General features: G+C 72.0%; 29 protein-coding genes. 11 read left to right on the plus strand and 18 right to left on the minus strand.

Going from position 1 to position 25,057, the window contains the following annotated elements; genetic code table 11:
• Positions 1-6: 6 nt before the first annotated feature.
• From ACZ4WH_RS25700 to ACZ4WH_RS25730, 7 genes are all read right to left on the minus strand, one after another.
• Entirely contained in the window at positions 7-1,566 is a 1,560-nt protein-coding gene (locus ACZ4WH_RS25700; protein ID WP_468184459.1) for a DUF1996 domain-containing protein, read from the minus strand.
• 136 nt (positions 1,567-1,702) lie between these two features.
• Positions 1,703-2,356, minus strand: coding sequence for a LuxR C-terminal-related transcriptional regulator (locus ACZ4WH_RS25705; protein ID WP_468184461.1), 654 nt, complete (start codon positions 2,354-2,356; stop codon positions 1,703-1,705).
• On the minus strand, positions 2,341-3,618 hold the full coding sequence (locus ACZ4WH_RS25710; protein WP_468184464.1) for a sensor histidine kinase: 1,278 nt from the start codon (positions 3,616-3,618) through the stop codon (positions 2,341-2,343). The genes ACZ4WH_RS25705 and ACZ4WH_RS25710 overlap by 16 nt, the downstream gene beginning before the upstream one ends.
• A 31-nt stretch (positions 3,619-3,649) precedes the next feature.
• Positions 3,650-4,699: an SDR family oxidoreductase gene (locus ACZ4WH_RS25715; protein WP_468184466.1), complete on the minus strand. Its 1,050-nt coding sequence runs from the start codon at positions 4,697-4,699 to the stop codon at positions 3,650-3,652.
• 565 nt (positions 4,700-5,264) lie between these two features.
• A complete protein-coding gene (locus ACZ4WH_RS25720) occupies positions 5,265-5,840 on the minus strand; it encodes a winged helix-turn-helix domain-containing protein (RefSeq protein WP_468184469.1) in 576 nt (191 codons plus the stop codon).
• Between the two features lie 490 nt (positions 5,841-6,330).
• Positions 6,331-7,362, minus strand: a complete 1,032-nt coding sequence (gene glnII, locus ACZ4WH_RS25725; protein ID WP_468184471.1) for a glutamine synthetase — start codon at positions 7,360-7,362, stop codon at positions 6,331-6,333.
• 196 nt (positions 7,363-7,558) lie between these two features.
• On the minus strand, positions 7,559-8,023 hold the full coding sequence (locus ACZ4WH_RS25730) for a MarR family winged helix-turn-helix transcriptional regulator (RefSeq protein WP_468184474.1): 465 nt from the start codon (positions 8,021-8,023) through the stop codon (positions 7,559-7,561).
• A gap of 68 nt (positions 8,024-8,091) precedes the next feature.
• On the opposite strand from ACZ4WH_RS25730, the gene ACZ4WH_RS25735 reads away from it, so the two are divergent.
• Positions 8,092-8,946, plus strand: a complete 855-nt coding sequence (locus tag ACZ4WH_RS25735; RefSeq protein ID WP_468184477.1) for an alpha/beta fold hydrolase — start codon at positions 8,092-8,094, stop codon at positions 8,944-8,946.
• A gap of 3 nt (positions 8,947-8,949) precedes the next feature.
• Here ACZ4WH_RS25735 and ACZ4WH_RS25740 read toward each other — a convergent pair whose 3' ends face one another.
• A complete protein-coding gene (locus ACZ4WH_RS25740) occupies positions 8,950-9,663 on the minus strand; it encodes a hypothetical protein (RefSeq protein WP_468184480.1) in 714 nt (237 codons plus the stop codon).
• A gap of 119 nt (positions 9,664-9,782) precedes the next feature.
• On the minus strand, positions 9,783-10,154 hold the full coding sequence (locus tag ACZ4WH_RS25745; protein ID WP_468184482.1) for an arsenate reductase family protein: 372 nt from the start codon (positions 10,152-10,154) through the stop codon (positions 9,783-9,785).
• A gap of 163 nt (positions 10,155-10,317) precedes the next feature.
• Here ACZ4WH_RS25745 and ACZ4WH_RS25750 point away from each other — a divergent pair, with 163 nt between their 5' ends.
• Positions 10,318-10,632, plus strand: coding sequence for a hypothetical protein (locus ACZ4WH_RS25750; RefSeq protein WP_468184484.1), 315 nt, complete (start codon positions 10,318-10,320; stop codon positions 10,630-10,632).
• Positions 10,633-10,685: 53 nt separating this feature from the next.
• Here the strand turns inward: ACZ4WH_RS25750 and ACZ4WH_RS25755 are convergent, their stop codons facing one another.
• The 4 genes from ACZ4WH_RS25755 to ACZ4WH_RS25770 all read right to left on the minus strand — a co-directional run bounded on the left by ACZ4WH_RS25755 (position 10,686) and on the right by ACZ4WH_RS25770 (position 13,021).
• Positions 10,686-10,865 carry a hypothetical protein gene (locus tag ACZ4WH_RS25755; protein WP_468184487.1) on the minus strand — a complete coding sequence of 60 codons (180 nt, stop codon included), beginning with the start codon at positions 10,863-10,865 and terminating at the stop codon, positions 10,686-10,688.
• Positions 10,866-10,877: 12 nt separating this feature from the next.
• On the minus strand, positions 10,878-12,059 hold the full coding sequence (locus ACZ4WH_RS25760) for a winged helix DNA-binding domain-containing protein (protein WP_468184489.1): 1,182 nt from the start codon (positions 12,057-12,059) through the stop codon (positions 10,878-10,880).
• A gap of 18 nt (positions 12,060-12,077) precedes the next feature.
• Entirely contained in the window at positions 12,078-12,233 is a 156-nt protein-coding gene (locus ACZ4WH_RS25765) for a hypothetical protein (RefSeq protein WP_468184492.1), read from the minus strand.
• An 83-nt stretch (positions 12,234-12,316) separates the two neighbouring features.
• Positions 12,317-13,021 carry an alpha/beta hydrolase gene (locus ACZ4WH_RS25770; RefSeq protein WP_468184494.1) on the minus strand — a complete coding sequence of 235 codons (705 nt, stop codon included), beginning with the start codon at positions 13,019-13,021 and terminating at the stop codon, positions 12,317-12,319.
• Between the two features lie 119 nt (positions 13,022-13,140).
• On the opposite strand from ACZ4WH_RS25770, the gene ACZ4WH_RS25775 reads away from it, so the two are divergent.
• Positions 13,141-13,416: a hypothetical protein gene (locus ACZ4WH_RS25775; RefSeq protein WP_468184497.1), complete on the plus strand. Its 276-nt coding sequence runs from the start codon at positions 13,141-13,143 to the stop codon at positions 13,414-13,416.
• Between the two features lie 19 nt (positions 13,417-13,435).
• On the opposite strand, the gene pspAB is transcribed toward ACZ4WH_RS25775, so the two are convergent.
• The 4 genes from pspAB to glnA all read right to left on the minus strand — a co-directional run bounded on the left by pspAB (position 13,436) and on the right by glnA (position 16,969).
• Positions 13,436-14,020: a PspA-associated protein PspAB gene (gene pspAB / locus ACZ4WH_RS25780; RefSeq protein WP_468184499.1), complete on the minus strand. Its 585-nt coding sequence runs from the start codon at positions 14,018-14,020 to the stop codon at positions 13,436-13,438.
• Between the two features lie 3 nt (positions 14,021-14,023).
• On the minus strand, positions 14,024-14,944 hold the full coding sequence (htpX, locus tag ACZ4WH_RS25785; protein ID WP_468184502.1) for a zinc metalloprotease HtpX: 921 nt from the start codon (positions 14,942-14,944) through the stop codon (positions 14,024-14,026).
• Between the two features lie 98 nt (positions 14,945-15,042).
• Positions 15,043-15,297, minus strand: a complete 255-nt coding sequence (locus tag ACZ4WH_RS25790) for an SCO2583/SCO2584 N-terminal domain-containing protein (protein ID WP_468184504.1) — start codon at positions 15,295-15,297, stop codon at positions 15,043-15,045.
• A 262-nt stretch (positions 15,298-15,559) separates the two neighbouring features.
• On the minus strand, positions 15,560-16,969 hold the full coding sequence (gene glnA / locus ACZ4WH_RS25795) for a type I glutamate--ammonia ligase (protein WP_468184506.1): 1,410 nt from the start codon (positions 16,967-16,969) through the stop codon (positions 15,560-15,562).
• A 210-nt stretch (positions 16,970-17,179) separates the two neighbouring features.
• Between glnA and ACZ4WH_RS25800 the strand changes: the two genes are divergently transcribed.
• Entirely contained in the window at positions 17,180-17,647 is a 468-nt protein-coding gene (locus ACZ4WH_RS25800) for an RDD family protein (RefSeq protein ID WP_468184509.1), read from the plus strand.
• A gap of 230 nt (positions 17,648-17,877) precedes the next feature.
• Here ACZ4WH_RS25800 and ACZ4WH_RS25805 read toward each other — a convergent pair whose 3' ends face one another.
• Entirely contained in the window at positions 17,878-19,536 is a 1,659-nt protein-coding gene (locus ACZ4WH_RS25805) for an FAD-dependent oxidoreductase (protein ID WP_468184512.1), read from the minus strand.
• 200 nt (positions 19,537-19,736) lie between these two features.
• Here ACZ4WH_RS25805 and ACZ4WH_RS25810 point away from each other — a divergent pair, with 200 nt between their 5' ends.
• The 7 genes from ACZ4WH_RS25810 to ACZ4WH_RS25840 are packed head-to-tail and all read left to right on the plus strand — an operon-like array spanning position 19,737 to position 24,908.
• Positions 19,737-20,819: a SchA/CurD-like domain-containing protein gene (locus ACZ4WH_RS25810; protein ID WP_468184514.1), complete on the plus strand. Its 1,083-nt coding sequence runs from the start codon at positions 19,737-19,739 to the stop codon at positions 20,817-20,819.
• 34 nt (positions 20,820-20,853) lie between these two features.
• Positions 20,854-21,291, plus strand: a complete 438-nt coding sequence (locus ACZ4WH_RS25815) for a cupin domain-containing protein (RefSeq protein WP_468184517.1) — start codon at positions 20,854-20,856, stop codon at positions 21,289-21,291.
• Positions 21,288-22,547: a beta-ketoacyl-[acyl-carrier-protein] synthase family protein gene (locus tag ACZ4WH_RS25820; RefSeq protein WP_468184520.1), complete on the plus strand. Its 1,260-nt coding sequence runs from the start codon at positions 21,288-21,290 to the stop codon at positions 22,545-22,547. Before ACZ4WH_RS25815 ends, ACZ4WH_RS25820 begins: the two co-directional genes overlap by 4 nt.
• A gap of 7 nt (positions 22,548-22,554) precedes the next feature.
• Positions 22,555-23,799 (plus strand): beta-ketoacyl synthase N-terminal-like domain-containing protein, encoded by a 1,245-nt coding sequence (locus ACZ4WH_RS25825; RefSeq protein WP_468184522.1) that lies wholly within the window; start codon positions 22,555-22,557, stop codon positions 23,797-23,799.
• 22 nt (positions 23,800-23,821) lie between these two features.
• Positions 23,822-24,076: an acyl carrier protein gene (locus ACZ4WH_RS25830; protein WP_014672284.1), complete on the plus strand. Its 255-nt coding sequence runs from the start codon at positions 23,822-23,824 to the stop codon at positions 24,074-24,076.
• Position 24,077: 1 nt separating this feature from the next.
• Entirely contained in the window at positions 24,078-24,557 is a 480-nt protein-coding gene (locus tag ACZ4WH_RS25835; protein ID WP_468184524.1) for an SRPBCC family protein, read from the plus strand.
• Positions 24,558-24,578: 21 nt separating this feature from the next.
• Positions 24,579-24,908, plus strand: a complete 330-nt coding sequence (locus ACZ4WH_RS25840) for a TcmI family type II polyketide cyclase (protein ID WP_468184527.1) — start codon at positions 24,579-24,581, stop codon at positions 24,906-24,908.
• Positions 24,909-25,057 lie beyond the last annotated feature (149 nt).

A 25,057-nucleotide genomic window follows, 5' to 3' on the forward strand; every position in this document is an offset into this window, starting at 1 on the left:
ACGGGATCATGAGCAGTTCTGACCGCGGTTGACGCAGTTGGCGATCTTGTTGGCCAGACCGTTCTTCGTGACGCTGATGAAGTCGTCGTGGTCCGTGGCCGCCTTGTGCAGCTGCTCCGGGAACCCGTCCACCGCGTAGGCGTTCTTCACCTGGCCGTTCTGGACGGTCGGCGGGGTGATGTCGTAGACGAGCCGCATGGTCAGCTGCGGGATCGCCTTGAAGCCGTTCTGGCAGTTGCCGTTGGCGTCGGCGAACGCGACGTGCGTGCGGTGGTTGGCGCTGTCGACGTTCTGGCCGTCCCAGCAGCTCTGGAAGGCGAACGTGCGCACGACCTTGCTGCCCTGCGGGCAGATCGGGTACTGCGTCGTCAGCTGGACCTTGTTCTCGAAGCCGGTGCAGCTCCAGTGCGCGTTGGCGTTGGCCAGACCGTTGGTGGTGGTCTTGGCGTCACCGGTGATGATCCGCAGGAACTGCGGCATCGCCACGACCTTGCTCCGCGGGCTGCCCACGTACTTGATCTGTGCCTGCACCGGGGTCAGGATGCGGCCGACGTTGCCTTCCTTGCCACCACCGTCGGCGTTCTGGTCGAAGTCCTGCGTGCCGTCCTGGACGCGGACCACCGGCCAGTAGTACGACGACAGGTCGTTCTGGTTCTGGCAGCTGGTGGCGGCCTGGAGGAACGTCTGGTTGCTGGAGAAGGCGTTGACCTTCTGGTTGCCGACGTAGTCGTGCAGGTGGTGGGCGCCGTTGGCCACACCGGGCGCCACGATCACGTTGTCGGTGTTGTGGTTCTTGTTGGCGTTCACACCGCAGCGCGTGGAGAACGTGCCGGTCGAGGCGTTGCGGCCGGCGCGCGGCTTGGCCTTGACGTTCGCCTGGACCTTGGTGATGTCCACGAAGTCGGCCGCGACCGGGCCGTTGCCGGCCTGCCCGCCGATGTTGCCCTGCTGGCCGTTCTGACCCTGCTGCTGGCCGCCCTGCTGCTGACCGCCGTTCTGCTGCTGGTCACCCTGCTGCTGGTCACCCTGCTGTTGACCACCCTGTTGCTGGCCGCCGTTCTGCTGCTGGCCGTCGGCGGTGGTCTGGTTGGCGTTCTGCGCCGTGCAGGTGGCCAGGGTGTCCAGGCTGCCGGGAGCCGTGCCGCCGACGCGGGTGATCTCCAGCTTGATCCGGTCGAGGATCACCTTCCGCCGGTCCTGGAGCGGTTGCAGGATGGAGTTCTGCACGAAACTCGCGTCCCTGGCCTGCGCGTCCCGGGTGGTCGCCAGACGCTGGTAGGCGTCGGTGATCTGGCGGTCGAGGTTGGCCAGTTCCCCGGCGACCTCGGTACGGGCCTGCGCCGGCACGTTGGTGAGCTTCTGGCCCACGTCCGGGCAGGAGATGGTCGCGACCTGCGCCGTCGCGGCCTTTGTCTGGTTGCCTCCCCACGACTGGTTGTCCGACTCGTGAGCCGAGGCGTAGAAGTTCGCCCAGATCAGCCCGCCCCCACCGAGCGCTAGGGCCGCCGATGCGGCTATGGCCTTGGTGGCCAGCGGCGTACGGCGTTTTCGTGTGTTGCGTCCCATGGAACTCCTCTGACTTCCTTGCGGGGCAGCATCGAGGCGCCCGACAGGAGTGAAGCGGCGCCCCTACATACGCACCCCGCCCCAGAGGTGTTCACCGGTCCCGCGAATTCCTCACAGGAACAAGGGAGTTGGCAGGTCAGCGGTCCCGGTCCAGATGGGCGAGGACCGCCAGGACGCGCCGGTTGTCGTCGTCCGACACCTCAAGTCCGAGCTTGCTGAAGATGTTGGAGGTGTGCTTGGCGATCGCCCGTTCCGTCACCACGAGCTGTGCCGCGATGCCCGCGTTGGACCGGCCCTGCGCCATCAGCTCCAGCACCTCCCGCTCGCGCGGGGTGAGACGGCCGAGCGGCGTCTCGCCGGCCGACCGCCGCGCCAGCAGCTGCTGGATCACCTGCGGGTCCATCGCCGTACCGCCGGCCGCCACCCGCCGTACGGCGTCGATGAACTGCTCCGCGTCGAACACCCGGTCCTTCAGCAGATAGCCGACCCCGCCGGTGCCGTCCGCGAGCAGCTCGCGCGCGTACAGCTGCTCCACGTGCTGGGAGAGGACCAGCACCGGCAGGCCCGGCCGCGCCCGCCGGGCCGCGAGCGCGCATTGCAGACCCTCGTCGGTGTGCGTCGGCGGCAGGCGTACGTCGACCACCGCGATGTCGGGGTTCAACTCCTCCAGCGCCCGGGCGAGTTCCGGTCCGGACTCGACCGCCGCCGCGATCTCGAAGCCGAACGCCTGAAGCATCCGCACCAGCCCGTCGCGCAGCAGGAAGAGGTCTTCGGCTAGGACAACACGCACGGGATCTCCATGGTCACCATGGTGGGACCGCCGGCGGGGCTGCTGACGGCCAGGATGCCGTCGAATGTACCGAGCCGGCGCTCGACCCCGGCGAGCCCCGAGCCGGCGCCGACCACCGCGCCGCCCCGGCCGTTGTCGGTGACGGTCACCCGCAGCCGGCCGTCGGTGTGGTGCACGTCGACCCACACCCGGTCGGCGCCGGAGTGCTTGACCGCGTTGGTGAGCAGCTCGTTGACCGCGAAGTAGGCCGCCGACTCGACCGGCGCGTCCGCGCGGCCGGGCAGCTCCACGGCGACCTCCGTGACCGGCGGCAGCCGGAGCGCCAGCGCCCGTAGGGCGTCGCCGAGCCCGCGCTCGGCGAGGACCGGCGGATGGATGCCGCGCACCAGGTCACGCAGCTCCTCCAGGGCCTCGGCGGAGTTCCGGCGGGCCTGCGCGATCAGCTTCTTCGCCTGCGCCGGGTCCCGCTCGACCAGCATCTCGACGGTGCCGAGGTCCATGCCCATGGCGACCAGCCGGGCCTGGGCCCCGTCGTGCAGGTCCCGTTCGATGCGGCGCAGCTCGGCGGCCGAGGTGTCGACCGCGTCCCGCCGGGTCTCGGTCAGCACCTCGACCCGCTCGGCGAGTGCGGCACGGGAGGCGCCGATCATGGCCCGGGTGAGCGTGAAGTGCGCGGTGAGCAGGCGCGGAGTGAGGCGCCAGGTGCCGGCGAGGACCAGGGCGCCGAGCGCGGCCGCGCCGAGGGCCGTCACCTGGCCGGTGACCGGCACGAAGCCGTACCAGTAGACGTCGCCCGGTTCGCGGACGTACGCCCGCCACAGGCCGGCGCCCACCAGGAACCCCTGGACCGGGAAGAACACCAGCACGGCCGGCAGCAGCGCGGTGACGAAACCCGCGGTCATGTCCACCGGCAGCCAGAGCACGTCCCGCCGTACCTGCGGGTCCCGGAGCAGCGCGACGGTGCGGCTCCAGGGGTTGGCGCTCTCCGGGAGCGGCCGGTACACCGCCGGTATCCGGATTCCGCACCACTGTGCCGCGAGCCTCCTGCGGGCGTCCGCCAGCGCCCGTACGCCGGTGAGGATCGCCGGAGTGGTGACGAGGCCGACGCCGAGCGGTATCAGTGCGACGGAGACGAGGGTCAGCACGAGGAACGCGACACCGCACGGCAGCACCACGACGGCCAGCACCAGCCCCTGCACGGCGGCCAGCAGCGCCTCCCTGGCCCTCGCGCGGAAGGCGGCTCTGTCTTTGTCGGTGTTCATGCCGCCAGTCTCGCCGACGGCCGCGGCCCGGTCAGTCGTCCGAGGGCCCCTCTTGGAGGGTGGTGCCAGGTACACCCCCGGCCCGCGCCAGCAGCTTCGCCTCCACCTCCGGGTCCAGGCCCTTGCGGGTGCGGTCCGGTCGCTGGGGTGCGGTGCCGCCGATCTCCGTGAGCCACCGCCAGGTGTCCGCGACGGTCTCGTCCACCGGCCGGCACACCAGCCCCGTGGCCACCGCCCGCGACACGTCCGCGCAGTGCACGGCGTCGTACATCTCGCCGCCCGGCGGCACCCACACCGGCAGCTCGGTCCACGGCTCGATCCCGGCCTCCAGGATCACCCCCGGGTCGGTCCAGCGCAGCTCCGCGTCCGCGCCGGTGACCCGCAGGCACGCCTGGAGCAGCTCGCCCATGGTGGTGTGGCCGGGCGGGCTGACCAGGTTGTACGGCCCGGACAGCCCGCGCTCCAGCGCGCCGAGCAGCCACCCGGCGAGGTCGCGCACGTCGACGTACTGCACCGGCAGTTCGCGCGGGCCGGGGGCCAGGACCGGGCCGCCACGGGCGATCCGGGTCAGCCACCAGGGCAGCCGGCCGACGTTCTCGTACGGGCCGAGGATCAGCCCGGCCCGGACCAGCAGCGAGTCCGCCGCGCCGAAGGCCCCGACGGCGGCCAGTTCGCCGCCGCGCTTGTCGCGCGCGTAGTCCGTCGCCTCGGCGTCCGCGATGGCGCCCTCGACCAGCGGAGCGTCCTCCGCGCCGCCGCGCGGCCAGGGCCAGGCGTACACCGACCGGCTGGAGACGTACGCGTACCGTCCGGCCCGGCCGCGCAGCAGCCGGGCCGCCTCGTGCACGGCACGTGGGGCGGCCGACCAGGTGTCCACCACGGCGTCCCAGCCCTCGCCTCCGTCCGCCGCGAGGGCGGCGAGACCGTCGGGCGCGGTGCGGTCACCGTGCAACGACCGCACCCCGGCCGGGGGTTGGTGCCGTCCCCGGTGGAAGACGGTCACCTCCCAGCCCCGCCCGACCGCGGCCTCCACCACGGCCCGCCCCACGAACTCCGTCCCGCCCAGCACCAGAAGCCTCATACCGTCATCGTGCCCGCTCGGGACAACGGCGGCGCGGGGCTCTGCCGAGGGCAGAACGGCCGGTGGGGGGCGTTGGCGTGGGGAGACCGGAGCCCGGGGCGCCACGGGGGCGTACGGTCGGTGGAGCCGGGGTTCCCGCCGGGACATAGCGGTTGGCGGGGGCTGGGGTCCCGCCGGGACGTAGGGGTTGGCGGGGGCCGGGATCTCGCCGGGGCTGGAGCGGTTGGCGGGGGCCGGGATCTCGCCGGGGCTGGAGCGGTTGGCGGAGCCGCCGGGACTCCCACTGGGGCCGTACGGTCGGTGTAGCCGCCGGGACTCCCACCGGGGCCGTACGGTCGGTGGAGCCCTGGTCCCCGCCGGGTTGGAGCGGTCGGCGGAGCCCGGGACCTCCGTCGGGTCGGAGCGGTCGGCGGAGCCCGGGACCTCCGTCGGGTCGGAGCTGTCGGCGGAGCCCGGGACCTCCGTCGGGTCGGAGCGGTCGGCGGAGCCCGGGACCTCCGTTGGGTCGGAGCGGTCGGCGGGGCGCCGGTCCGCGGGGGCCGGCGCCCTGTCGGCGGTGGGGCGGTCAGCGGGGGGTCGGGGGTGTGTACTTGTAGCCGACCCGGCGTACCGTCTGGATCGTCTGGCGGTGTTCGGCGCCCAGCTTGCGGCGCAGCCGGGCGATGTGGACGTCGACGGTGCGGCCGTCGCCGACATGGCCGTAGCCCCACACCGTGGTGACCAGCTGGTCGCGGGTGTGCACCCGGTGCGGATGCGCCACCAGGTGCGCGAGCAGCTCGAACTCCAGGTAGGTCAGGTCGAGTTCACGGCCGGCGACGTCGGCGGTGCGCCGCACGGGGTCGATCCGCACCAGTGGTTCGGTGCCGGGGTCCGTCTCGGCCTGCGGCTGGTCCGGGACCGCGACCGGCAGGAACGGGGGCCGCTGGTCGGCGGGGACCAGCACCAGGTAGCCGACCATCGGCGGCTGGCCCGGCAGGGTGGGCAGGGCGTGCTGCGGCGCGGGCAGCCAGGTGGCGCCGGGCGGCAGGAAGTCCGCGACGTCCACCACCTCGTCCCGGTCGACGGCGCGCAGCCGGTGCCGGGTGCCGTTCGGGGCGGAGGCGGTCAGGGTGGCGGTGGACAGGGAACGGGAGGTCGCCATGAGAGGTCAGCTCTTTCGCGCGAGGAGTTCGTCGGGAGGTGCGGCGGCCGCGATTCGTGGTCGGGCGCGCCGGAGGACGTACGTCGTTCCGCGCTGGCCGAAGGCCGGGGTGTACGGCTTTAGAGGGCCCGCGCGTTCATCGCGCGGCAACACACACGGTCGAAGTCGTGGTGCTGACGGGAAGGCCAGAACGGCTCGAGGTCGTGGCGACCCGTCGCGGTGATCTGCTGGAAGCCGGCCATACGCCCATTGAAGCAGAGGCGTGCGCCGGGCAGGAGCCTTCTCTCACTGCTTGGACGCTTCCCTGGCGTGAAATTGACGTCGCACCCGCCCCGAACCCCGGCTTGCCGCCCTGGTCAGCGGCCCGCCACGGCCCGTCCGTGGCTGGATCTCCGTCTCACTGCTCGGACAGCGGCGGGTGCGGACGGGGCTCAACGCGCGAGGGGCGCCCGCCGTGACGGCGGGCGCCCCTCAAGTACGGCGGGACGGATCAGACCTGGCCGGCCTTCTCCAGCGCGGCGCAGCAGGTGTCCACCAGCAGGCGGGTCACCACGTACGGGTCGACGTTGGCGTTCGGGCGGCGGTCCTCGATGTAGCCCTTGCCGTCCTTCTCGACCTGCCAGGGGATGCGGACCGAGGCGCCGCGGTCGGAGACGCCGTAGGAGTACTTGTCCCACGGGGCGGTCTCGTGCAGCCCCGTCAGCCGCTCGTCGATGCCGGCGCCGTAGCTCTTGACGTGGTCCAGCGGCTTCGAGCCCTCGCCGAGCGACTCGCACGCGGTGACGATGGCGTCGTAGCCCTCGCGCATCGCCTTGGTGGAGAAGTTGGTGTGCGCGCCCGCGCCGTTCCAGTCGCCCTTGACCGGCTTCGGGTCCAGGGTCGCGGAGATGCCGAAGTCCTCGGCGGTGCGGTACAGCAGCCAGCGGGCCACCCACAGCTGGTCGGAGACCTCCAGCGGGGCGAGCGGGCCGACCTGGAACTCCCACTGGCCCGGCATGACCTCGGCGTTGATGCCGGAGATGCCGAGGCCGGCCTTCAGGCAGTTCTCCAGGTGGGCCTCGACGATCTCCCGGCCGAAGATCTCGTCGGCGCCGACACCGCAGTAGTAGCCGCCCTGCGGGGCCGGGAAGCCGCCCTCGGGGAAGCCCAGCGGGCGGGAGCCGTCGAAGAAGGTGTACTCCTGCTCGATGCCGAAGATCGGTTCCTGCGCGGCGAACCGCTCGGCGACCTCGGCCAGCGCGGCGCGGGTGTTGGACGGGTGCGGCTTCATGTCGGTGTCCAGCACCTCGCACAGCACCAGTACGTCGTCGCCGCCGCGGATCGGGTCCGGGCAGGTGAACACCGGCTTGAGCACGCAGTCCGAGGAGTGGCCCTCGGCCTGGTTGGTGGAGGAGCCGTCGAAGCCCCAGATCGGCAGCGCGTCGAGACCGGCCGGAGCACCCGTGATGATCTTCGTCTTGGAACGCAGCTTGGCCGTCGGCTCGGTGCCGTCGATCCAGATGTACTCAGCCTTGAAGGTCACGGGGCCACATCCTTCGGGGGTGGTCGGGTGCACGCGGGGTGCTGCGGCGCTGCGGCACCGGTGCGCCGCTCGATCTGCCGGGCAGCCTGTCAACAGGCCGTTTCCCGGCCATTGCTCCTCTGTGAACCCCGTGTTACCTGGTGGTTCCGTGCCCAGGCTCACGTGGTGAGGTGGCGCCGGGTGATGTACGGGCTGCTCACTCCGCTTCGGCGGCGGCCTCCCGTACGCCGGTGAGGAAGTCCCGGATCGCCGCCAGCTGGTGGTCGTCACAGCCGCGCAGCAGCTCCACCGACCGCTCGATCAGCGGCCCGAAGAAGGCCCAGCCGAGTTGCACCGCGCGGTCCTCCACCTCGATCACGACCTTGCGCCGGTCCCGCTCCCCGCGCGCCCGGCGCACCAGCCCGGCCCGCTCCAGCCGGTCGACGAGCGCGGTCGTACCCGCCGAATTGAGCCCGAGCACGCCGCCGAGCCGCCCGGCGCTCATCTCCTCGCCCGCCCGCCGCGCGTCCATGAGCGCGATCAGGGCGCGCACGTCCGTGGGATGCATGCCGTTCCGGTGCGCGAACCGGGCGCTGTGCAGGCCGAGTTCGACGGTGGCGGCGCGCAGCAGGTGGACGATCTCCAGCTCGGGCCCCGGGGCGGGGCCGGACGGGGTGGACACGCGGAGCCTCCCGGCTATCATCTCGCTCGGCGAATATCTTGCTGAGCGAGATGATAGGGGGAGGCGCCATGGCCGGACACGACCGTGAGGCGTACCGGGTTGCGTACGACAAGGTCATGGCGAAGTGGCCCGCCGACCGGGAGGCGCTGACGGTCGCCACGCCCTTCGGCGAGGCCCACGTCCACGTCTGCGGCCCGCGCGACGCGCCGCCGCTGCTCCTGCTGCCGGGCGGTGGCGCGGCGACCTCCGCCTCCTGGTACGCGCAGGCCGCCGGCCTCGCCCGGATCCGCCGGGTCCACGCCGTGGACCTGCCCGGCGCGCCCGGGCTGAGCCGGGCCGGCGACCGTCACCCCCGCACGGTCGCCGACCTGGCCGACTGGCTGGACGCCGTCCTGGACGGCCTCGGCGTCACCGTGACCGACATCGGCGGCCACTCCTACGGCGGCTGGATCGCCCTGCACCACGCGCTGCGCGCGCCCGCCCGGGTGCGCCGTCTGTTCCTCCTGGACCCGACCCAGTGCTTCGCCGGGTTCAAGACGGCGTACCTGCTGCACGCGCTGCCGATGCTGCTGCGGCCCGCACCCCGCAGGGTCCGCGCCTTTCTGGAGTGGGAGACCCGGGGAGCGGCGCTGGACCCCGACTGGCTGGCGCTCCAGGAGGCCGCCGCCGGGTTCCCGGCCGCGAAGCCGGTGACCGGTCCCCGGCCGGCGCCGGACGCGCTGCGCGCCCTCGGGGTGCCGGTCCTGCTGCTCGTGGCCGCGAACAGCAGGACCCATGACCCTCGTGAAGTGGTGGCGCGGGCCGGTGCGCTGCTGCCGCACGCGGAGACGGCCGTACTGCCGGACGTCTCCCACCACGCGCTGCCGCAGACGGCACCGTCGGCCCTGATCCGCCACCTCACCGATTTCCTGTCGTCTCCCTGAACCTCACCCCACCTTCTCGATCACCGCGCGCCGGATGAGGAACTTGCCCGGTTCCCGGACCTGTTCGAAGGCGGCGTTGTTGAGCAGGACACAACTGCCGGAGACGGACGTCACCTTCACCGTGGTGGACTTGTTGTTGTCCAGGTTGGTGACCTTCAGGGTCGTCCCCGCCGGGAACTGGTTGCTGGACGCGGCCGGGGCGCCGCCCTCGCCGGAGAGCGTCACGGTGGAGCCCTTGCACACCTGCGCGCCGGCGGCCTGCTGACCGGCGCCCTGCTGAGCGCCCCCGGCCTGCTGGTCGGCGCCCTGCTGGGCGCCCCCGGCCTGCTGACCGCCGCTCTGCTGACCCGCGCCCGGCCCGGCGTCGCCGCCCTGCGCCGCCTGGGAGCCCTGAGCCGACTCCCCAACGGTGCAACCGGACGCCTTCTGCTGGACCTTGATCTGCTCGATGACCGCCTGCCGGTTGGCGATACGGGCCGCCGACTGCGCGTCCGGTTTCGCCTTCTGGTCCGCGATGAACTTCTCGTTGTTGCCGAGGGCCGTGGCCAGCCCCTGGCAGACGGTCGAGTCCCCGGCGGACAGCGTCCTGGCGTTCTGCGGGCTCTGCGCGGCGTTCGAGGTGGACGCCAGGGCGAAGGCCCCGCCGCCCGCCACCGCCGCGGCGCTGACGAGCAGCGCGAGCTTCTTCTTCGTACCGAGAGTTCTCCTGCGCGACATGCGCGCCTCCTGAAGAGGTAGGGGAGCGTACGCCGCTATGTACGAGATACCGAACGAGGTTACTCAGCGGTTACAGGAGTCAGTGAAGTGACCTGTGTCACGCCGGAGTTGAGCCAGCCTCAGCCCTTGCCGCTGTGGGAGAGGGCCTCCCGTACGGCCTCCTCGCTGCGGGCCACCAGCGCCGTACCGTCGTCCGCGGTGATGATCGGGCGCTGGATCAGCTTGGGGTGCTCGGCGAGCGCGGTGATCCACCGGTCGCGCGCGTTCTCGTCGCGCGGCCACTCCTTGAGCCCCAGCTCCTTGGCGACCGCCTCCTGAGTGCGGGTGATGTCCCACGGTTCGAGGCGCAGCCGGTCGAGTACGGCCCTGATCTCGTCCGCGCTCGGCACGTCCTCCAGGTAGCGCCGAACCGTGTACTCGGCTCCCTCGGCGTCGAGCAGGCTGATCGCGCTGCGGCACTTGGAACAGGCGGGATTGATCCAGATCTCCATGCCGCACACGGTACGCGAAAACCGTTCTGCACCCCCGTCACTGGAGCCCCGAAAGCCCTTGTGGCCAGGGGCTTTTGTCAGTGGTGGCCCGTAGAATAGAAGCAGTGTTCGAGGATGCGCGCCGGACCCCGGTGTGTGCCCTGACCGCGACAGGAGGATGCCTGTGCCCGCTGCCGCCCTGAAGCCGAAGCCGTTGCCGACCCAGTCCACCGCCAAGCGTTCCGTGCTGCTCGACTCGCCCTACGAGCCCGTGGCGAAGCGACCGCTGCCGGCCGGACGGCCGCGCGAGTGGTACGTCACGCACAACCGGCGTCTGAAGGCCATGCGCCTGGCCATAGCCCTGCTCGACTCCGGGGTGTATCTGCCGGACCAGGCCCGGAACGAGACGATCCGCAGCACGGCGGAGCGGATCGGGATGCGCCCGCCGTCCGACACCACGTGCCACATGGTGCGGGCGCTGATGCGCTACTCGCGCTGAGCCGGCCGTGAGGCCGCGTGCCCCGCGTCACCGGCGCGGGGCACCCGGCACTGTCACGCCGTCAGGTCCCGTTCCAGTGGTGTCCGGAAGCGGGGGGTGATGCGGGTTGCGCCCAGCCAGTTGCGCAGGTGTTCGGCTGCCGCCGTGACTTCGGCCGAGGCTTCCCGGCGGACGCTCTCCTCGGGGATGTGCCAGACGATCTCGCCGTCCGCACGCTGGTTCCAGCCGCCCATCACCCGGCACTGTCACGCCGTCAGGTCCCGTTCCAGTGGTGTCCGGAAGCGGGGGGTGATGCGGGTTGCGCCCAGCCAGTTGCGCAGGTGTTCGGCTGCCGCCGTGACTTCGGCCGAGGCTTCCCGGCGGACGCTCTCCTCGGGGATGTGCCAGACGATCTCACCGTCCGCACGCTGGGCCCAGCCGCCCACCACCCGGCCGTTCCACCACACCGTCGGGCCCACGTTGCCGCTGCGGTCGAAGAGCACGGGGCGCAGCGCCGGGTCCAGATACCAGTCGCGCTGCTGCCAGGCCATGGCCGTGGGGTCCAGGGCGGGCAGCAGCGCCGCCCACGGCGCGCCGGGGCCCGTCACCGGCTCCGCGTCACCCGCGCCGACGTACCCCGTGCCCTCGTCCAGGGAGACCTCCTCGGCGCCGATCGCCGACAGGGCGCGGCGGACCTCCCTGACCGGCCAGCCCGTCCACCACTTCAGGTCCGCCTCGGTCGCCGGGCCGCACGCCCGCAGCCAGTGGCGCAGCAGGGCCGCCTGCGCCTCGGCCACGTCCAGCTCGGGGTGGGGCGGCGCCGGCGCCCAGCGGAACTGGCTCGACGTCCAGGAGCCGAGCGGCCTGCCCCGGACCACCTTGCCCTCCACACCCAGCACGCGCAGCAGGCGGGTGGAGACCGTGTGGACGCCCTCGTAGCTCTTCCCGGCCGCGTAGACGAACCGCTCGCGCAGGCGGGGCTCGTCCGCCGCCAGCTCCGCCGCCGTCGCCTGCCCGCGCCGGGCCAGCGCGGCGAGCGTGGCCTCCTCGACCTCCGCCAGCCACGCCGCGTCCGGGGCGCCGGCTGTCGCCATGTCCCGCAGCAGGCTCGCGCGCTCACGGGCGGCCACCGCGAGGCCCGTCGAGGCGTGGACGACGGCCGTCAGGTCCGCCGGGAACACGAACACCGTGTGCCGCATGCCGTGCATCCGCACCAGCGTGCGGTCCTCGTACAGCGCCCGCTCCGTCTCCGGCACCGCCTTCGCGGGGTCGGTCAGCCGGGCGGCCACCGCCAGGTGCACCGTCGCCGGGTCCGAGCCGTGCAGGGCGACCAGGGAGGCGGCCACCTCCTCGGGCGTCAAGGCCCGCGCCGTCCCGGCCAGCCGATGCCGCATCGCCAGCCGAGCCCGCCGCTCCGCCACGTCGATGTACCGCCGTTCCTCCGCCATGCCGGCCTCCCCTTCGGCTCACGATGCGCTGTCGCCATGGTCGCCGATGCCACTGACAATGCGCGCGGGGCGAAGGCCCGTCGTCGGTGCCGCGCCGTCGTGGCTGGTCGCGCCCGCGCGGCAGAGCCGCATGTCGATACGGCCCAGCGCGCCCTTGGGGCGCGATACGCGCACGGAGCTGTGCCTGCTCGCTGAGCGGGGCGGCGCCCCGCGCGGCGGAGCCGCGTGTGGATACAGTCCCGCGTCCCTCGGGGCGGCTACAGCAGGGTCTTCACGAACTCTCGGCGGTCCTCGGGGTGGTCGTGGAGCCAGAGGCCCAGCATGTGGTCGGCGTCGGGGAGGTCGAAGCGGGTGTAGTGGGCGCGGGTCGAGAGCGCGTCCTGGACGGCGTGTGTCACCGTCGGCGGGATGACCGCGTCCGTGCCCGGGACCGCCAGCACCGCCCGGCCCTCGTACGAGCGGAACGCCGCCAGGGCGGGGGAGTTCCGCCAGCTGTCGGGCGTGCGGATCAGCTCGGAGAAGCGGCCCTGGCCGGTGCCGAACGGAACGTCCCAGGCCTCGGGCGTGTAGACGGCGGGCGCGCACAGGCCCACCGCCGCCACCCGGCGCCCGTAGTGCCGTACCAGGTCCGCCACCGTCTGCCCGCTCATGCTGAACCCGACCAGGATCAGCGGGTCGTCCCCCGGTACCTGCGCGTCGAGCACCGCGACCGCCTGCTCGTACCGTCGCCGCAGGCTCAACTCGGCGAGCGCGCCCGAGCTTTCGCCGTGGCCGGAGAAGTCGAACGCCAGGGCGCGGCAGCCGTGGGCGGCGAAGTCGGACACGAGCGGCAGCAGCCGTTGCTTGCTGCCGTTGCCCGCGCCGTGCAGCAGGAGTGCCGTGGTCCGGCCGGGCAGTCCGGCGCTCACCCCGCTGAGCCGTTCACCGTCGTACTGGTAGCTGAAAGCGGTGAGTTCGTCCATGCGGGCCATTCACTCACGGCCGCCCGCGCCCCGGAAAAACGGGGTGCACGGACCGTCACGGCCTCCCTACGCTGAGCAAACGGAAGCAAACCACTCGACTCACCCCACGGAGGTCCGTCATGCGTGGCATTCTCGCGACCGGGACCGTCGTCCTGGTGATCCTCGGAATCGGAAACCATCTCTGGTGGCTCGCAGCCGTCGCCCTGCTGTATCTGTACGCGACGCAGGGCCGCGGCTCGCCCCGCACCACCCCGCCGGCCGGCACTGGCGCCCCGCCCGACAGCTACCGGGCGTACCGGGACCGCCGGGACCGGCAGGCCAGGTGGGAGCGCCGCTACCGCCGTGAGCGGCCCTTCGAGACCCGGCGGCAGCAGCGGGAGAAGAGCGGGAAGTGAGCGGGGGCGTCACCGGCCGTCACAGGCCGGGGGCGCCCCACACCGGGAACCAGCGGCCCAGATCCTGCTCGATCCGCAGGTCGTTTCCGAGCGTGGCCTTCAGCTGGAGTTCCAGCGCGGTGTCCCGCCGCTCGGCGGCGCCCGGCAGCGGGGCGAACGGATAGAACGTGCCGCGCTTGTAGAGGTAGACGAGCGCCAGCTTCCGGCCGGTGCCGTCCGTGAAACCGGCCAGCGAGCACAGCAGCTGCGGGCCGAAGCCGTTGACCTCCAGCGAACTGTTCACCGCGTGCAGATCGTTGACCAGCTCGGGCAGCTGGCCGGGGGAGCGCCGGGACACCAGCCAGGAGTAGCCGTAGGCGTCCCGGCGCAGCTCCACCGGCGGACCGGTCCGGTCGGTGTCCGCGTCCAGCAGCGCCTGCACCTCTCGGTGGATCTGCTCGAAGGCCGCGCCCTCCACGGTGGCGAAGCACACGGCCCCGTCCCCGGTCGGCGTGAAACCGGCCGCCGCCTCCAGCGTCACGGCCGCCGACGGCAGCGCGAACAGCTGGTCGAGATCGGGCGCGACCGGCTTGGTCCGGCCCAGCAGGATGTCCAGCAGCCCCACCGGTCAGCCCGCCTTCCCGGGGGTGGCGGCCTCGCCCAGCTCCGCCGAGATACGGCCCAGCTGCTCCAGCCGTTGCTCCAGGGTCGGGTGCGTGGAGAAGAACCGCTCGATGCCGGGCTCCCGGCCGGTCGCCGGGGTGAAGTAGAACGCGTTGAACGCCTGGGCCGTGCGGAGATCCTTGGTCGGGATCCGCGCGATGTCCCCGGAGACCTTGGTGAGCGCCGCCGCCAGCGCCGAGGGCCGGCCGGTCAGGTGCGCCGCCGCGCGGTCGGCCGCCAGCTCCCGGTACCGGGACAGCGAGCGGATCAGCAGGAAGCTGATCGCGTACACGGCCGCCGAGACGCCCAGGACGGCGGCGAAGACCGCGGCCGTGTTCTGGTCCCGGCGGCCTGAGCCGAAGACCTGGGAGTACAGGGCGAACCGCACGATCAGGCCCGCGAGGACCCCGAGGAACGACGCGATCGTGATCACGGCCACGTCCTTGTGCCGCACGTGCGACAGCTCGTGCGCGAGCACGCCCTCCAGCTCCGCCGGTTCCAGCCGGCGCAGCAGCCCGGTGGTCACGCAGACGACCGCGTGCTCGGCGCTGCGCCCGGTCGCGAACGCGTTCGGCATGTCCATCCGGGACACGGCGACCACCGGCTTGGGCAGGTCCGCGATCGCGCACAGCCGGTCGACCACGGCGTGCAGCTCGGGATACTCCTCCCGCTCCACGACCCGCCCGCGCATGGCGAACATCGCGATCCGGTCGGAGAACCAGAACTGCGCCACGAACAGCGCCCCGATCAGGACGGCGACCAGCACCCAGGACTTCAGCAGCACGATCAGCGCGGCGACGAAGCCCACGTACAGCAGCCCGAGCAGGAACAGCGTGAGACCCATGCGCACGGTCAGTCGCCGATCGCTCCGGAACCGGCTCTGCATCTTGCATCACCCCGCAGTCAGGCACTCGTCCCGCTGTCCAGTGTGCACCTGCCGATTCCCATGAAGTGGTCCGGAACCGCTCTAGGCGGGGCAAAGGGTCAGTACGGAGAGCGCATCTGCGCGTACCCCAGCAGCACGATGACCACGGCCACACAGCCGAGCACCACGGCCGTCGAGACCCAGGAGGACCGGCGCGGCGCCGGGTCCGGGTCGGCGCGGAAGGGCGCCGGGTCCGGCGGGTTCTCCTTCCAGCGGGCGGCGAGCATCCGGGCCCGGGCGGAGGGCTCCTTGTGCTCGGCCGAGTTCGCCCAGGTGTGATCGAACTCGCGCTCCCAGTCGTTCTGTTCCGGCATCCCCGTTCAACCTCTCTCGTCCGACACGGTCCGGAGGGATGATCTCCCGACAATAGGAAGCCTGGGAAGCGGGAAAGGTTGCACGGGAGCGCAAGCCGGTCAGCCGGAGCGGCGGAAACGGCTCCGGTACTCGGTGGGTGCGCGACGCGGGCCGCCAGGTGTCGTCGTACCGTCGGCGTCCGCGCTGACTGAGCCGGCGAACGCCGAAGCCCCGCCGTCCCGGGGGAGCGGCGGGGCCTCGGTCAGCGCGTCAGCGCGTCTGTCACACGTCGAAGTACAGCTCGAACTCGTGCGGGTGCGGGCGCAGCTGGAGCGGGGCGATCTCGTTGGTGCGCTTGAAGTCGATCCACGTCTCGATCAGGTCGGACGTGAACACGTCGCCCTGGAGGAGGAACTCGTGGTCGCCCTCGAGGGCGTCGAGGACGGCGTTCAGCGAGGTCGGGACCTGGGCGACGTTCGCGTGCTCCTCGGGAGCCAGCTCGTACAGGTCCTTGTCGATCGGCTCGGCCGGCTCGATCTTGTTCTTGATGCCGTCCAGGCCCGCGAGGAGCAGAGCCGAGAAGGCCAGGTACGGGTTGCCGGAGGAGTCGGGCGCGCGGAACTCGACGCGCTTGGCCTTCGGGTTGGAGCCCGTGATCGGGATACGCATCGCGGCGGAGCGGTTGCGCTGCGAGTACACCAGGTTGATCGGCGCCTCGAAGCCCGGCACCAGACGGTGGTACGAGTTCACCGTCGGGTTGGTGAAGGCCAGCAGCGACGGGGCGTGCTTGAGGATGCCGCCGATGTAGTAGCGGGCGGTGTCCGACAGGCCCGCGTAACCGGCCTCGTCGTAGAACAGCGGGTCGCCGTTGCTCCACAGCGACTGGTGCACGTGCATGCCCGAGCCGTTGTCACCGAAGATCGGCTTCGGCATGAAGGTCGCGGTCTTGCCGTTGCGCCAGGCGACGTTCTTCACGATGTACTTGAAGAGCTGGAGGTCGTCGGCGGCGGCGAGCAGGGTGTTGAACTTGTAGTTGATCTCCGCCTGGCCGGCCGTGCCCACCTCGTGGTGCTGGCGCTCGACCTTCAGGCCGGACCGCTCCAGCTCCAGGGAGATCTCGGCGCGCAGGTCGGCGAAGTGGTCGACCGGCGCCACCGGGAAGTAGCCGCCCTTGTAGCGGACCTTGTACCCACGGTTGTTCTCCAGGGCGCCGGTGTTCCAGGCGCCCGCCTCGGAGTCGATGTGGTAGAAGGACTCGTTCGCGGAGGTGGCGAAACGAACGCTGTCGAAGACGTAGAACTCGGCCTCGGGGCCGAAGTACGCGGTGTCCGCGATCCCGGTCGACGCCAGGTACGCCTCCGCCTTCTTCGCCACGTTGCGCGGGTCACGGGAGTACTGCTCGCCCGTGATCGGGTCGTGGATGAAGAAGTTGATGTTGAGGGTCTTGTCGCGGCGGAACGGGTCCACACGGGCCGTGGTCAGGTCGGCACGCAGAGCCATGTCGGACTCGTGGATGGCCTGGAAACCACGGATCGACGATCCGTCGAAGGCCAGCTCCTCGTCCGGGTCGAACGCCTCAACGGGCACCGTGAAGTGCTGCATGACGCCCGGCAGGTCGCAGAAGCGGACGTCGACGAACTTGACGTCCTCGTCCGCGATGAACTTCTTGGCCTCGTCGGCGTTCTGGAACATCCAGCTCCTCCTACTCCCGACCGTCCTCGCCGGGGTGGTAGATCGTTCGTGCGGCCAGTGCGGTGGCACACGCTGGTCTCGACCCTAGGGACGGGTGATTTCTCGGGCGTGACCCATTTGTTTCGCAGAAGTTAACCGGCCACGTGTCCACCGTAGCCCCGACACACCCCTGTGCGTAGTGCCCGAAACCGGGCACAGTACCGTGGAGGCGTGGACAACAGGCAGGCAATCGGATCGTGGCTCTCCGGGCCGCGCGCGGCCATGGAAGAGGCGGGCGCCGACTTCGGATACCGGGGCGAACAGCTCGGTCTCCCCGAGCAGGGGCCGAACTCGATCGCACGGCCAGGACGGCGCCTCGGCGCACTCGCCGTGGACTGGGGGCTATGCCTCTTGATCGCATACGGTCTGATTGCGGACAGCTACAACAGCGCGGCGCGGACCTGGGCACCGCTCATCCTCTTCGTGCTGATGGTTCTCACGCTGGGCACGGTCGGCTTCACCCCGGGTAAGCGACTCTTCGGGCTGCGCGTGGTCGCGCTTGAGACCGGCCGGGTGAGCCCGGCGCGTGCCCTGCTGCGCACCGTGCTGTTCTTCCTCGCCATCCCGCCGCTCATCTGGGACCGCGACGGCCGCGGCCTGCACGACCGGCTCGCGAAGACGGTCGAGGTACGGATCTGACCGTGTGATCCCGGTGACCGCCGGCCACCGGGATCACACACGGGCTCAGCCGCTTCCGGCAGGGCGCCGGGCGCGCGCCCTGGTGGCTGCGGGCCGTCCGCCGGTTGCGGCTGCCGTGGCTGGTCGCGCTCGGGCGCCACATGGCCCACGCCCCTCGGGGCGCCACACTGCCAGCCGCCCGCCAGGACATCCAGCCGCCCGCCAGGACATCCGGGCGCCGGCCGCAGCCGTCAGCGCCTCCGCAGCACCGCCGCCAGCACCGCCCGCAGCTCCGCCTCCGGATCGGACACGGCGCCGGACGCGCGCCAGGCCACGAATCCGTCCGGGCGTACCAGCACCGCCCCGTCCGCCGTCGTGCCGTGGAGCGCCGCCCAGTCGGTGCCGCCTCCGGGGCCGTCCCCGTCGTACGTGAGGTCGGCGTCCGCGCCCGTGCCGACCCGGTACGCCTCCAGGCGTACGCCGTCCGTGCCGGCGATGCGCCGGGCGGCGGCGTGCCAGGCCCCGCCCGCGGCCGTCCCGGCGTCGCAGAGCAGCACCAGCGACCGCTCGTAGAGGTCGATCGTGGACAGCCGGTCGCCCGCGCGGCGCAGCCACAGGTGCGGGGCCCGGCTGCCCGGGTCCGCGGTCAGCCGTACCCCGTCGGGCACGACCGGCTGGGCCGGGTCGGCGCCGATGACGGCGCCCTCCAGATAGCGGTAGGCGAGGACGACGGGGAGGATCCCGCTGCGCGGGCCGCCGCCGACGCCGGGCGTGGGCGCGAAGCCGGGGTGGCTGTGCTCGACGGAGCGGGCCGAGGCGCGGGCGCTGGTCGCCAGCGCGACGGGCCGGCGCTCGGTGTCGTAGGTCTCCAGCAGGTCGGGACCGGCCCAGCCGTCGAGGACGGCGGACAGCTTCCAGGCCAGGTTGTGAGCGTCCTGGATGCCGGTGTTGGAGCCGAAGGCGCCGGTCGGGGACATCTCGTGGGCGGAGTCGCCGGCGAGCAGCACCCGGCCGGCCGTGTACCGCTCGGCGACGCGTTCGGCGGCGCGCCAGGACGCCTTGCCGGTGATCTCGACGTCCAGGTCGGGGACGCCGACGGCCAGCCGGATGTGCCGCTGGAGCCGCTCCTCGGTGAACTCCTCCAGTGTCTCGCCCTGCTCCGGGTGCCACGGCGCGTGGAAGACCCAGTGCTCCTTGTTGTCGACCGGCAGCAGGGCGCCGTCGGCCTCGGGGTTGGTGAGGTAGCAGCAGATGAAGCGCCGGTCGCCGACCGTCTCGGCGAGCAGCTTGGACCGGAAGGTGACGCTCACGTTCGCGAAGAGGTCGCCTGGGCCGCTCTGCCCGATGCCGAGCCGGCGCCGGACGGGGCTGCGCGGGCCGTCGCACGCGACCAGGTAGTCCGCGCGGACCGTGTACAGCTCGTCGCTGTCACGGTCCCGGACGAACGCCGTCACTCCTTCGGGGTCCTGCTCGAAGCCCTCCATCTCGTGGAAGTACCGCAGGTCCCCGCCGAGCGCGCGGGCCCCCTTCAGCAGCACCGGCTCCAGGTCGTTCTGGCTGCACAGACACCACGCCGTGGGGCTGAACTTCGCCAGCCCGCCGCCCGGGTCGATGTGCTTGAACAGCCATTCGCCGGCGTCCCCGACCAGGGTCGGGGTTTGCAGGATGCCGTGGTTGGCCGCGAGGAGCGAGGCCGCCGCCTTGATGTCCGGCTCGATGCCGGCCACCCGGTACAGCTCCATCGTCCGCAGGTTGTTGCCACGGCCACGCGGGTGGATCGAGGTCCCGGAGTGCCGCTCGACGAGCATGTGGGGTACGCCGAGACGGCCCAGGAACAGGGAGAGGGACAGGCCCACCAGCGAACCGCCCACGACGAGGACGGGCACCTGGTGATCGGCTTTCTGCGGCATCAAGGCTCCAGAGGCAGGGGTGGGGATGTGAGGCGCGTTGCTGTTTCTGTGCCCTCTGGGACGGCTTTCGCGTGCTCAATCACCCACGTGGTTCACGCGAGTCGCGCGTTGTGCGGGAAGCGGCACAGGATCAAGAAGCGCTGACGTCGCGTCATCGGCGGCCGGCGTTCGCCTCTGCCCCCGTGAAGGAGATGCGCAGCATGACCACCTTGTCGGAAAAGATGTCGGACCAGTCGACGCGCCAGGTGTCGAAGAGGGTCTCCCAGTCCGTGTTCGACGGCTCCCGTCTCCGGGTCGTCCTGCTCGTGGACGTCCACGACGGCGCCCAGCAGCAGTTCCTGGAGGCCTACGAGCAGCTGTGCAACCAGGTGGCGCAGGTGCCCGGCCACGTCAGCGACCAGCTGTGCCAGTCGATCGAGAATCCCTCCCAATGGCTCATCACCAGCGAGTGGGAGAGCGCCCCGCCGTTCCTCACCTGGGTGAACAGCGAGGAGCACGTGCGGATGGTGGAACCGCTGCACAGCTGCGTCCGGGACACCCGGTCGCTGCGGTTCCACATCGTCCGCGAGACCGGCGGCGAGCCGGCCGAGGCGGCGGCGCGGCGCCGGCTCCAGGCGTCCCCGCGGATCGGGGACGGTGTGATCCGGCACGCGCTGACCTTCACGGTCAGGCCGGGCAGCGAGGAGAAGGTCGCGAAGATCCTCGCGGACTACGCCTCGCCCCAGGCGCGGGTCGACGAGACCACCCGGCTGTGCCGCACCTCCCTGTTCATGCACGGCAACCGGGTCGTGCGGGCCATCGAGGTGCGCGGCGACCTGCTCGCGGCGCTGCGGCACGTCGCCCGGCAGCCCGAGGTGCGGGCCGTCGAGGAGGCCATCAACCCCTACCTGGAGCAGGAGCGGGACCTGAACGACCAGGAGTCCGCGCGGGTGTTCTTCACCCGGGCGGCACTGCCGGCCGTGCACCACGTCACCGCGGACGAACTCGCCGAGGGCGACCGGCAGGCGCTGTACTACCCGGCCCGCCCGGACTGCGGGATGCGGCTGGCGGAGCTGCTCGCCCAGCAGGACGAGGCGGCGGCGGCGGACCCCGACAGCCCGGTGCTGCGCAGCACGATCTTCCAGCGCGACGACGTCGTGGTCCGGCTGATCGACGTACGTCCCGGCGTGGACGTCCGCGCCCTGCTGCCGGAGCCCGGTCGTCAGGCCGCGCTGAGCACCCTGCTGGACGGCGAGCCCGTCGGCATGGACCTCGTCACCGACCGCCGCTCGCCGGACGCCTGAGCCCGGCAGCCCAGCACACCAACGGAGGAACGTCGTGATCAAACCGCTTCCGAAGATCGTGGATCTCAGCGAGATCGAGCCCAACACCCGGCGCGGCGGCGATCTGCGGGCCATGCTCACCCCGGCCACGGTGGGCTCCACCAGTGGCTTCATGGGCGTGGCCATCGTGCAGCCCGGCGACCGCATCGGTGAGCACTACCACCCCTACTCCGAGGAGTTCGTGTACGTCCTGTGCGGACAGCTCGAGGTGGACCTGGACGGCGAGCCGCACCCGCTGCGGCCCGAGCAGGGGCTGATGATCCCCATGAACATGCGGCACCGCTTCCGCAACGTCGGCAACGTGGAGGCGCGGATCGTCTTCCACCTGGGCCCGCTGGCCCCCCGGCCGGCCCTCGGCCACGTCGACACCGAGGAGACGGAGCCCGTCGCCGTCGCCGCCGATCCGGCCGACCGGGCACAGGTGCGCTCATGAACCGGCGCGTGGCGGTCACCGGCATAGGCATCGTCGCCCCGGGCGGGATCGGCGTACCGGCGTTCTGGGACCTGCTCGCCGAGGGCCGTACCGCGACACGGGGCATCACGTTCTTCGACCCGACCGGGCTCAGGTCCCGGATCGCCGCCGAGTGCGACTTCGAGCCCGCGGCGTACGGCCTGGACGCCGAACAGGTCGAACGGGCGGACCGGTACATACAGTTCGCCCTGGTCGCCGGCGAGGAGGCGGTCCGGGACTCCGGGCTGGACCTCGGGCGGGAGGACCCCTGGCGGGTCGGTGTCTCCGTGGGCACCGCCGTCGGCGGCACCACCCGGCTGGAGCACGACTACGTCCTGGTCAGCCATCGCGGGCAGCGCTGGGACGTCGACCACACCGAGGCGGAGCCGCAGCTCCACCGGGCGTTCTCGCCGAGCACCGTGGCCTCCGCGGTGGCGGAACGTTTCGGCGCCCAGGGTCCCGTGCAGACCGTGTCCACCGGCTGCACCTCGGGACTCGACGCGGTCGGGTACGCCTTCCACACCGTCCAGGAAGGCCGCGCCGACATATGCATCGCGGGAGCCTCGGACTCTCCGATCTCCCCGATCACCATGGCCTGCTTCGACGCGATCAAGGCCACCTCACCGAACAACGACGACCCCGCGCACGCCTCCCGCCCCTTCGACAACAACCGTGACGGCTTCGTCATGGGCGAGGGCGGCGCGGTGCTCGTCCTGGAGGAACTGGAGCACGCCCGGGCCCGCGGTGCCCACGTGTACTGCGAGTTCGGCGGCTACGCCACCTTCGGCAACGCCTACCACATGACCGGCCTGACCAAGGAGGGCCTGGAGATGGCGCGGGCCATAGACACCGCCCTCGACCAGGCGCGTCTCGACCCCACGGCGATCGACTACGTCAACGCGCACGGCTCCGGCACCCGGCAGAACGACCGCCACGAGACGGCGGCCGTGAAGCGGGCGCTCGGCCACCACGCCTACGACACCCCGATGAGCTCCATCAAATCCATGGTGGGGCACTCCCTCGGGGCGATCGGCGCCATCGAACTCGTCGCCTGCGTCCTGGCCCTCGCCAAGCAGGTCGTCCCGCCGACCGCGAACTACGAGATTCCCGACCCCGAGTGCGACCTGGACTACGTCCCGCGCGTCGCCCGCGAACGGAAGCTGACCAGCGTGCTGTCCGTGGGCAGCGGGTTCGGCGGTTTCCAGTCCGCGGTGATCCTGACCCGGCCGAGGGAGTGAGGACACGATGAGCGAACCGAAGGACCGGCACGCGGCCATCACCGGCATCGGGGTGGTCGCGCCCAACGGCACCACCACCGGCACCTTCTGGAAGGCCACCCAGGAGGGACTCAGCGTCCTCGACCGGGTCACCCGCGAGGGCTGTGAGCACCTTCCCCTCAAGGTGGCCGGTGAGGTCCGCGCCTTCGAACCGGCCGCCACGATCGAGGAGCGCTTCCTCGTCCAGACCGACCGGTTCACGCACTACGCCATGGCCGCGGCCGACTTCGCGCTGGACGACGCCCGGCTCGCGCTGGCCGACATCCCCGACGCGCCGTACTCCATCGGCGTCGTCACCGCCGCCGGGTCCGGCGGCGGCGAGTTCGGCCAGCGCGAACTGCAACAACTGTGGGGCAAGGGCAGCCGGTTCGTCGGGCCGTACCAGTCCATCGCCTGGTTCTACGCCGCGAGCACCGGCCAGGTGTCCATCCGCCGCGGCTTCAAGGGACCCTGCTCGGTCGTCGCCTCCGACGAGGCCGGCGGCCTGGACGCCCTCGCCCACGCGGCACGGGCGGTGCGGCGCGGCACCGACGTGATCGTGGCCGGCTCCACCGAGGCGCCGCTCGCGCCGTACTCGATGGTCTGCCAGCTCGGCTACGAGGAGCTGAGCCGGGAGCCGGACCCGTCCCGGGCCTACCGCCCGTTCACGGACGGGGCCTGCGGGTTCGTGCCGGCCGAGGGCGGCGCGATGCTCGTGGTCGAGGCCGCCTGCGCCGCCCGGGCCCGCGGCGCCGACATCAAGGCCGTGGTGGCCGGCCACGGGGCCACCTTCACCGGCGCATCCCGCTGGACCGAGTCCCGGGAGGGGCTCGCCCAGGCCGTCCGGCAGGCCCTGGCGGAGGCCGGCTGCGCCCCCGAGGAGGTCGACGTCGTCTTCGCCGACGCCCTCGGGGTCCCGGAGGCCGACCGGGCCGAGGCGCTGGCACTCGCCGACGCCCTCGGCGAGCACGGCACCCGGGTACCGGTCACCGCGCCGAAGACCGGGATCGGCCGGGGCTACTGCGCGGCCCCCGTACTGGACACCGCGGCGGCCGTGCTCGCGATGGAGCACGGCCTGATCCCGCCGACGCCGAACGTCTTCGACGTCTGCCACGACCTCGACCTCGTGACCGGCCGCGCCCGCGCCGCCGAACTGCGGACGGCGCTGATCCTCAGCCGCGGACTCATGGGGTCGAACTCGGCGCTGGTGCTGCGACGCGGCACCGCGCAGTGAGTACAGAGAAGGAGGAGAGCACATGCCCCAGATCACCGTGGAAGAACTCGCCGCGCTGATGAAGAAGGCCGCCGGTGTGACCGTCAGCCCGCAGCAGCTCAAGGAGAAGCCGGACACCGGCTTCGACGTCCTCGGCGTCGACTCGCTCGGCCTGCTCGGCATCGTCGGCGAGCTGGAGAACACGCACGGCACCCCGATGCCGGTCGACGCCGAGCGCTGCAAGACACCCCAGCAGTTCCTCAACCTCGTCAACAGCACACTGATGGCAGGAGCCTGACATGGCAGGACACACCCAGAACGAGATCACCATCGCCGCTCCGCTGGACCTGGTCTGGGACATGACCAACGACCTGGAGCGCTGGCCCCAGCTGTTCAGCGAGTACGCGTCGGTGGAGGTCCTCAAGAAGGAGGGCGACAAGACGACGTTCCGGCTCACCATGCACCCGGACGAGAACGGCACCGTCTGGAGCTGGGTCTCCGAGCGCGAGCCGGACCGCGCCACCCGCACCGTCAAGGCCCGCCGGGTGGAGACCGGGCCCTTCGCCCACATGAACATCCACTGGCGGTACGAGGAGGTGCCCGCCGGTACCCGGATGGTCTGGACCCAGGACTTCCAGATGAAGCCGGACGCGCCGGTCGACGACGACTGGATGACCGACAACATCAACAAGAACTCCAAGATCCAGCTGGAGCTGATCCGGGAGAAGATCGAGAAGGCGGCCACCGGTGAGCGGCCCGCCCCGGCCCTGGCCGACTGAGCCGGACGACAGGAGACGACCGTGCACCAGGCCCTGATCGTCGCCCGCATGGCCCCGGGCTCCGCCCCCGACATCGCCAAGGTGTTCGCGGAGTCCGACCGGGGAGAGCTGCCGCACCTCGTCGGAGTCGTCCGGCGCAGCCTCTTCCAGTTCGGCGACGTGTACATGCACCTGATCGAGTCCGAGCGGGAGCCGGGACCGGCCATCGCCAAGGTCACCTCGCACCCCGAGTTCAGGGAGGTCAGCGAGCGGCTGTCGGCGTACGTCAGCGCGTACGACCCGCAGACCTGGCGGTCCCCGAAGGACGCCATGGCAGAGCGCTTCTACCTCTGGGAGCGCGACGCCGGCTGAGCGACGCCGGAACAGCGGCGAGGGCAGTTCCCCGGGGGCCCCCTGGGGGGGGGGGGGGGGGGGGGGGGGGGGGGGGGGGGGGGAAGGGGGGAGGGGGGGGGGGGGGGGGGGGGGGGGGGGGGGGGGGGGGGGGGGGGGGGGGGGGGGGA

The sequence above is a fragment of the Streptomyces sp. NPDC029138 genome, from assembly GCF_055564375.1.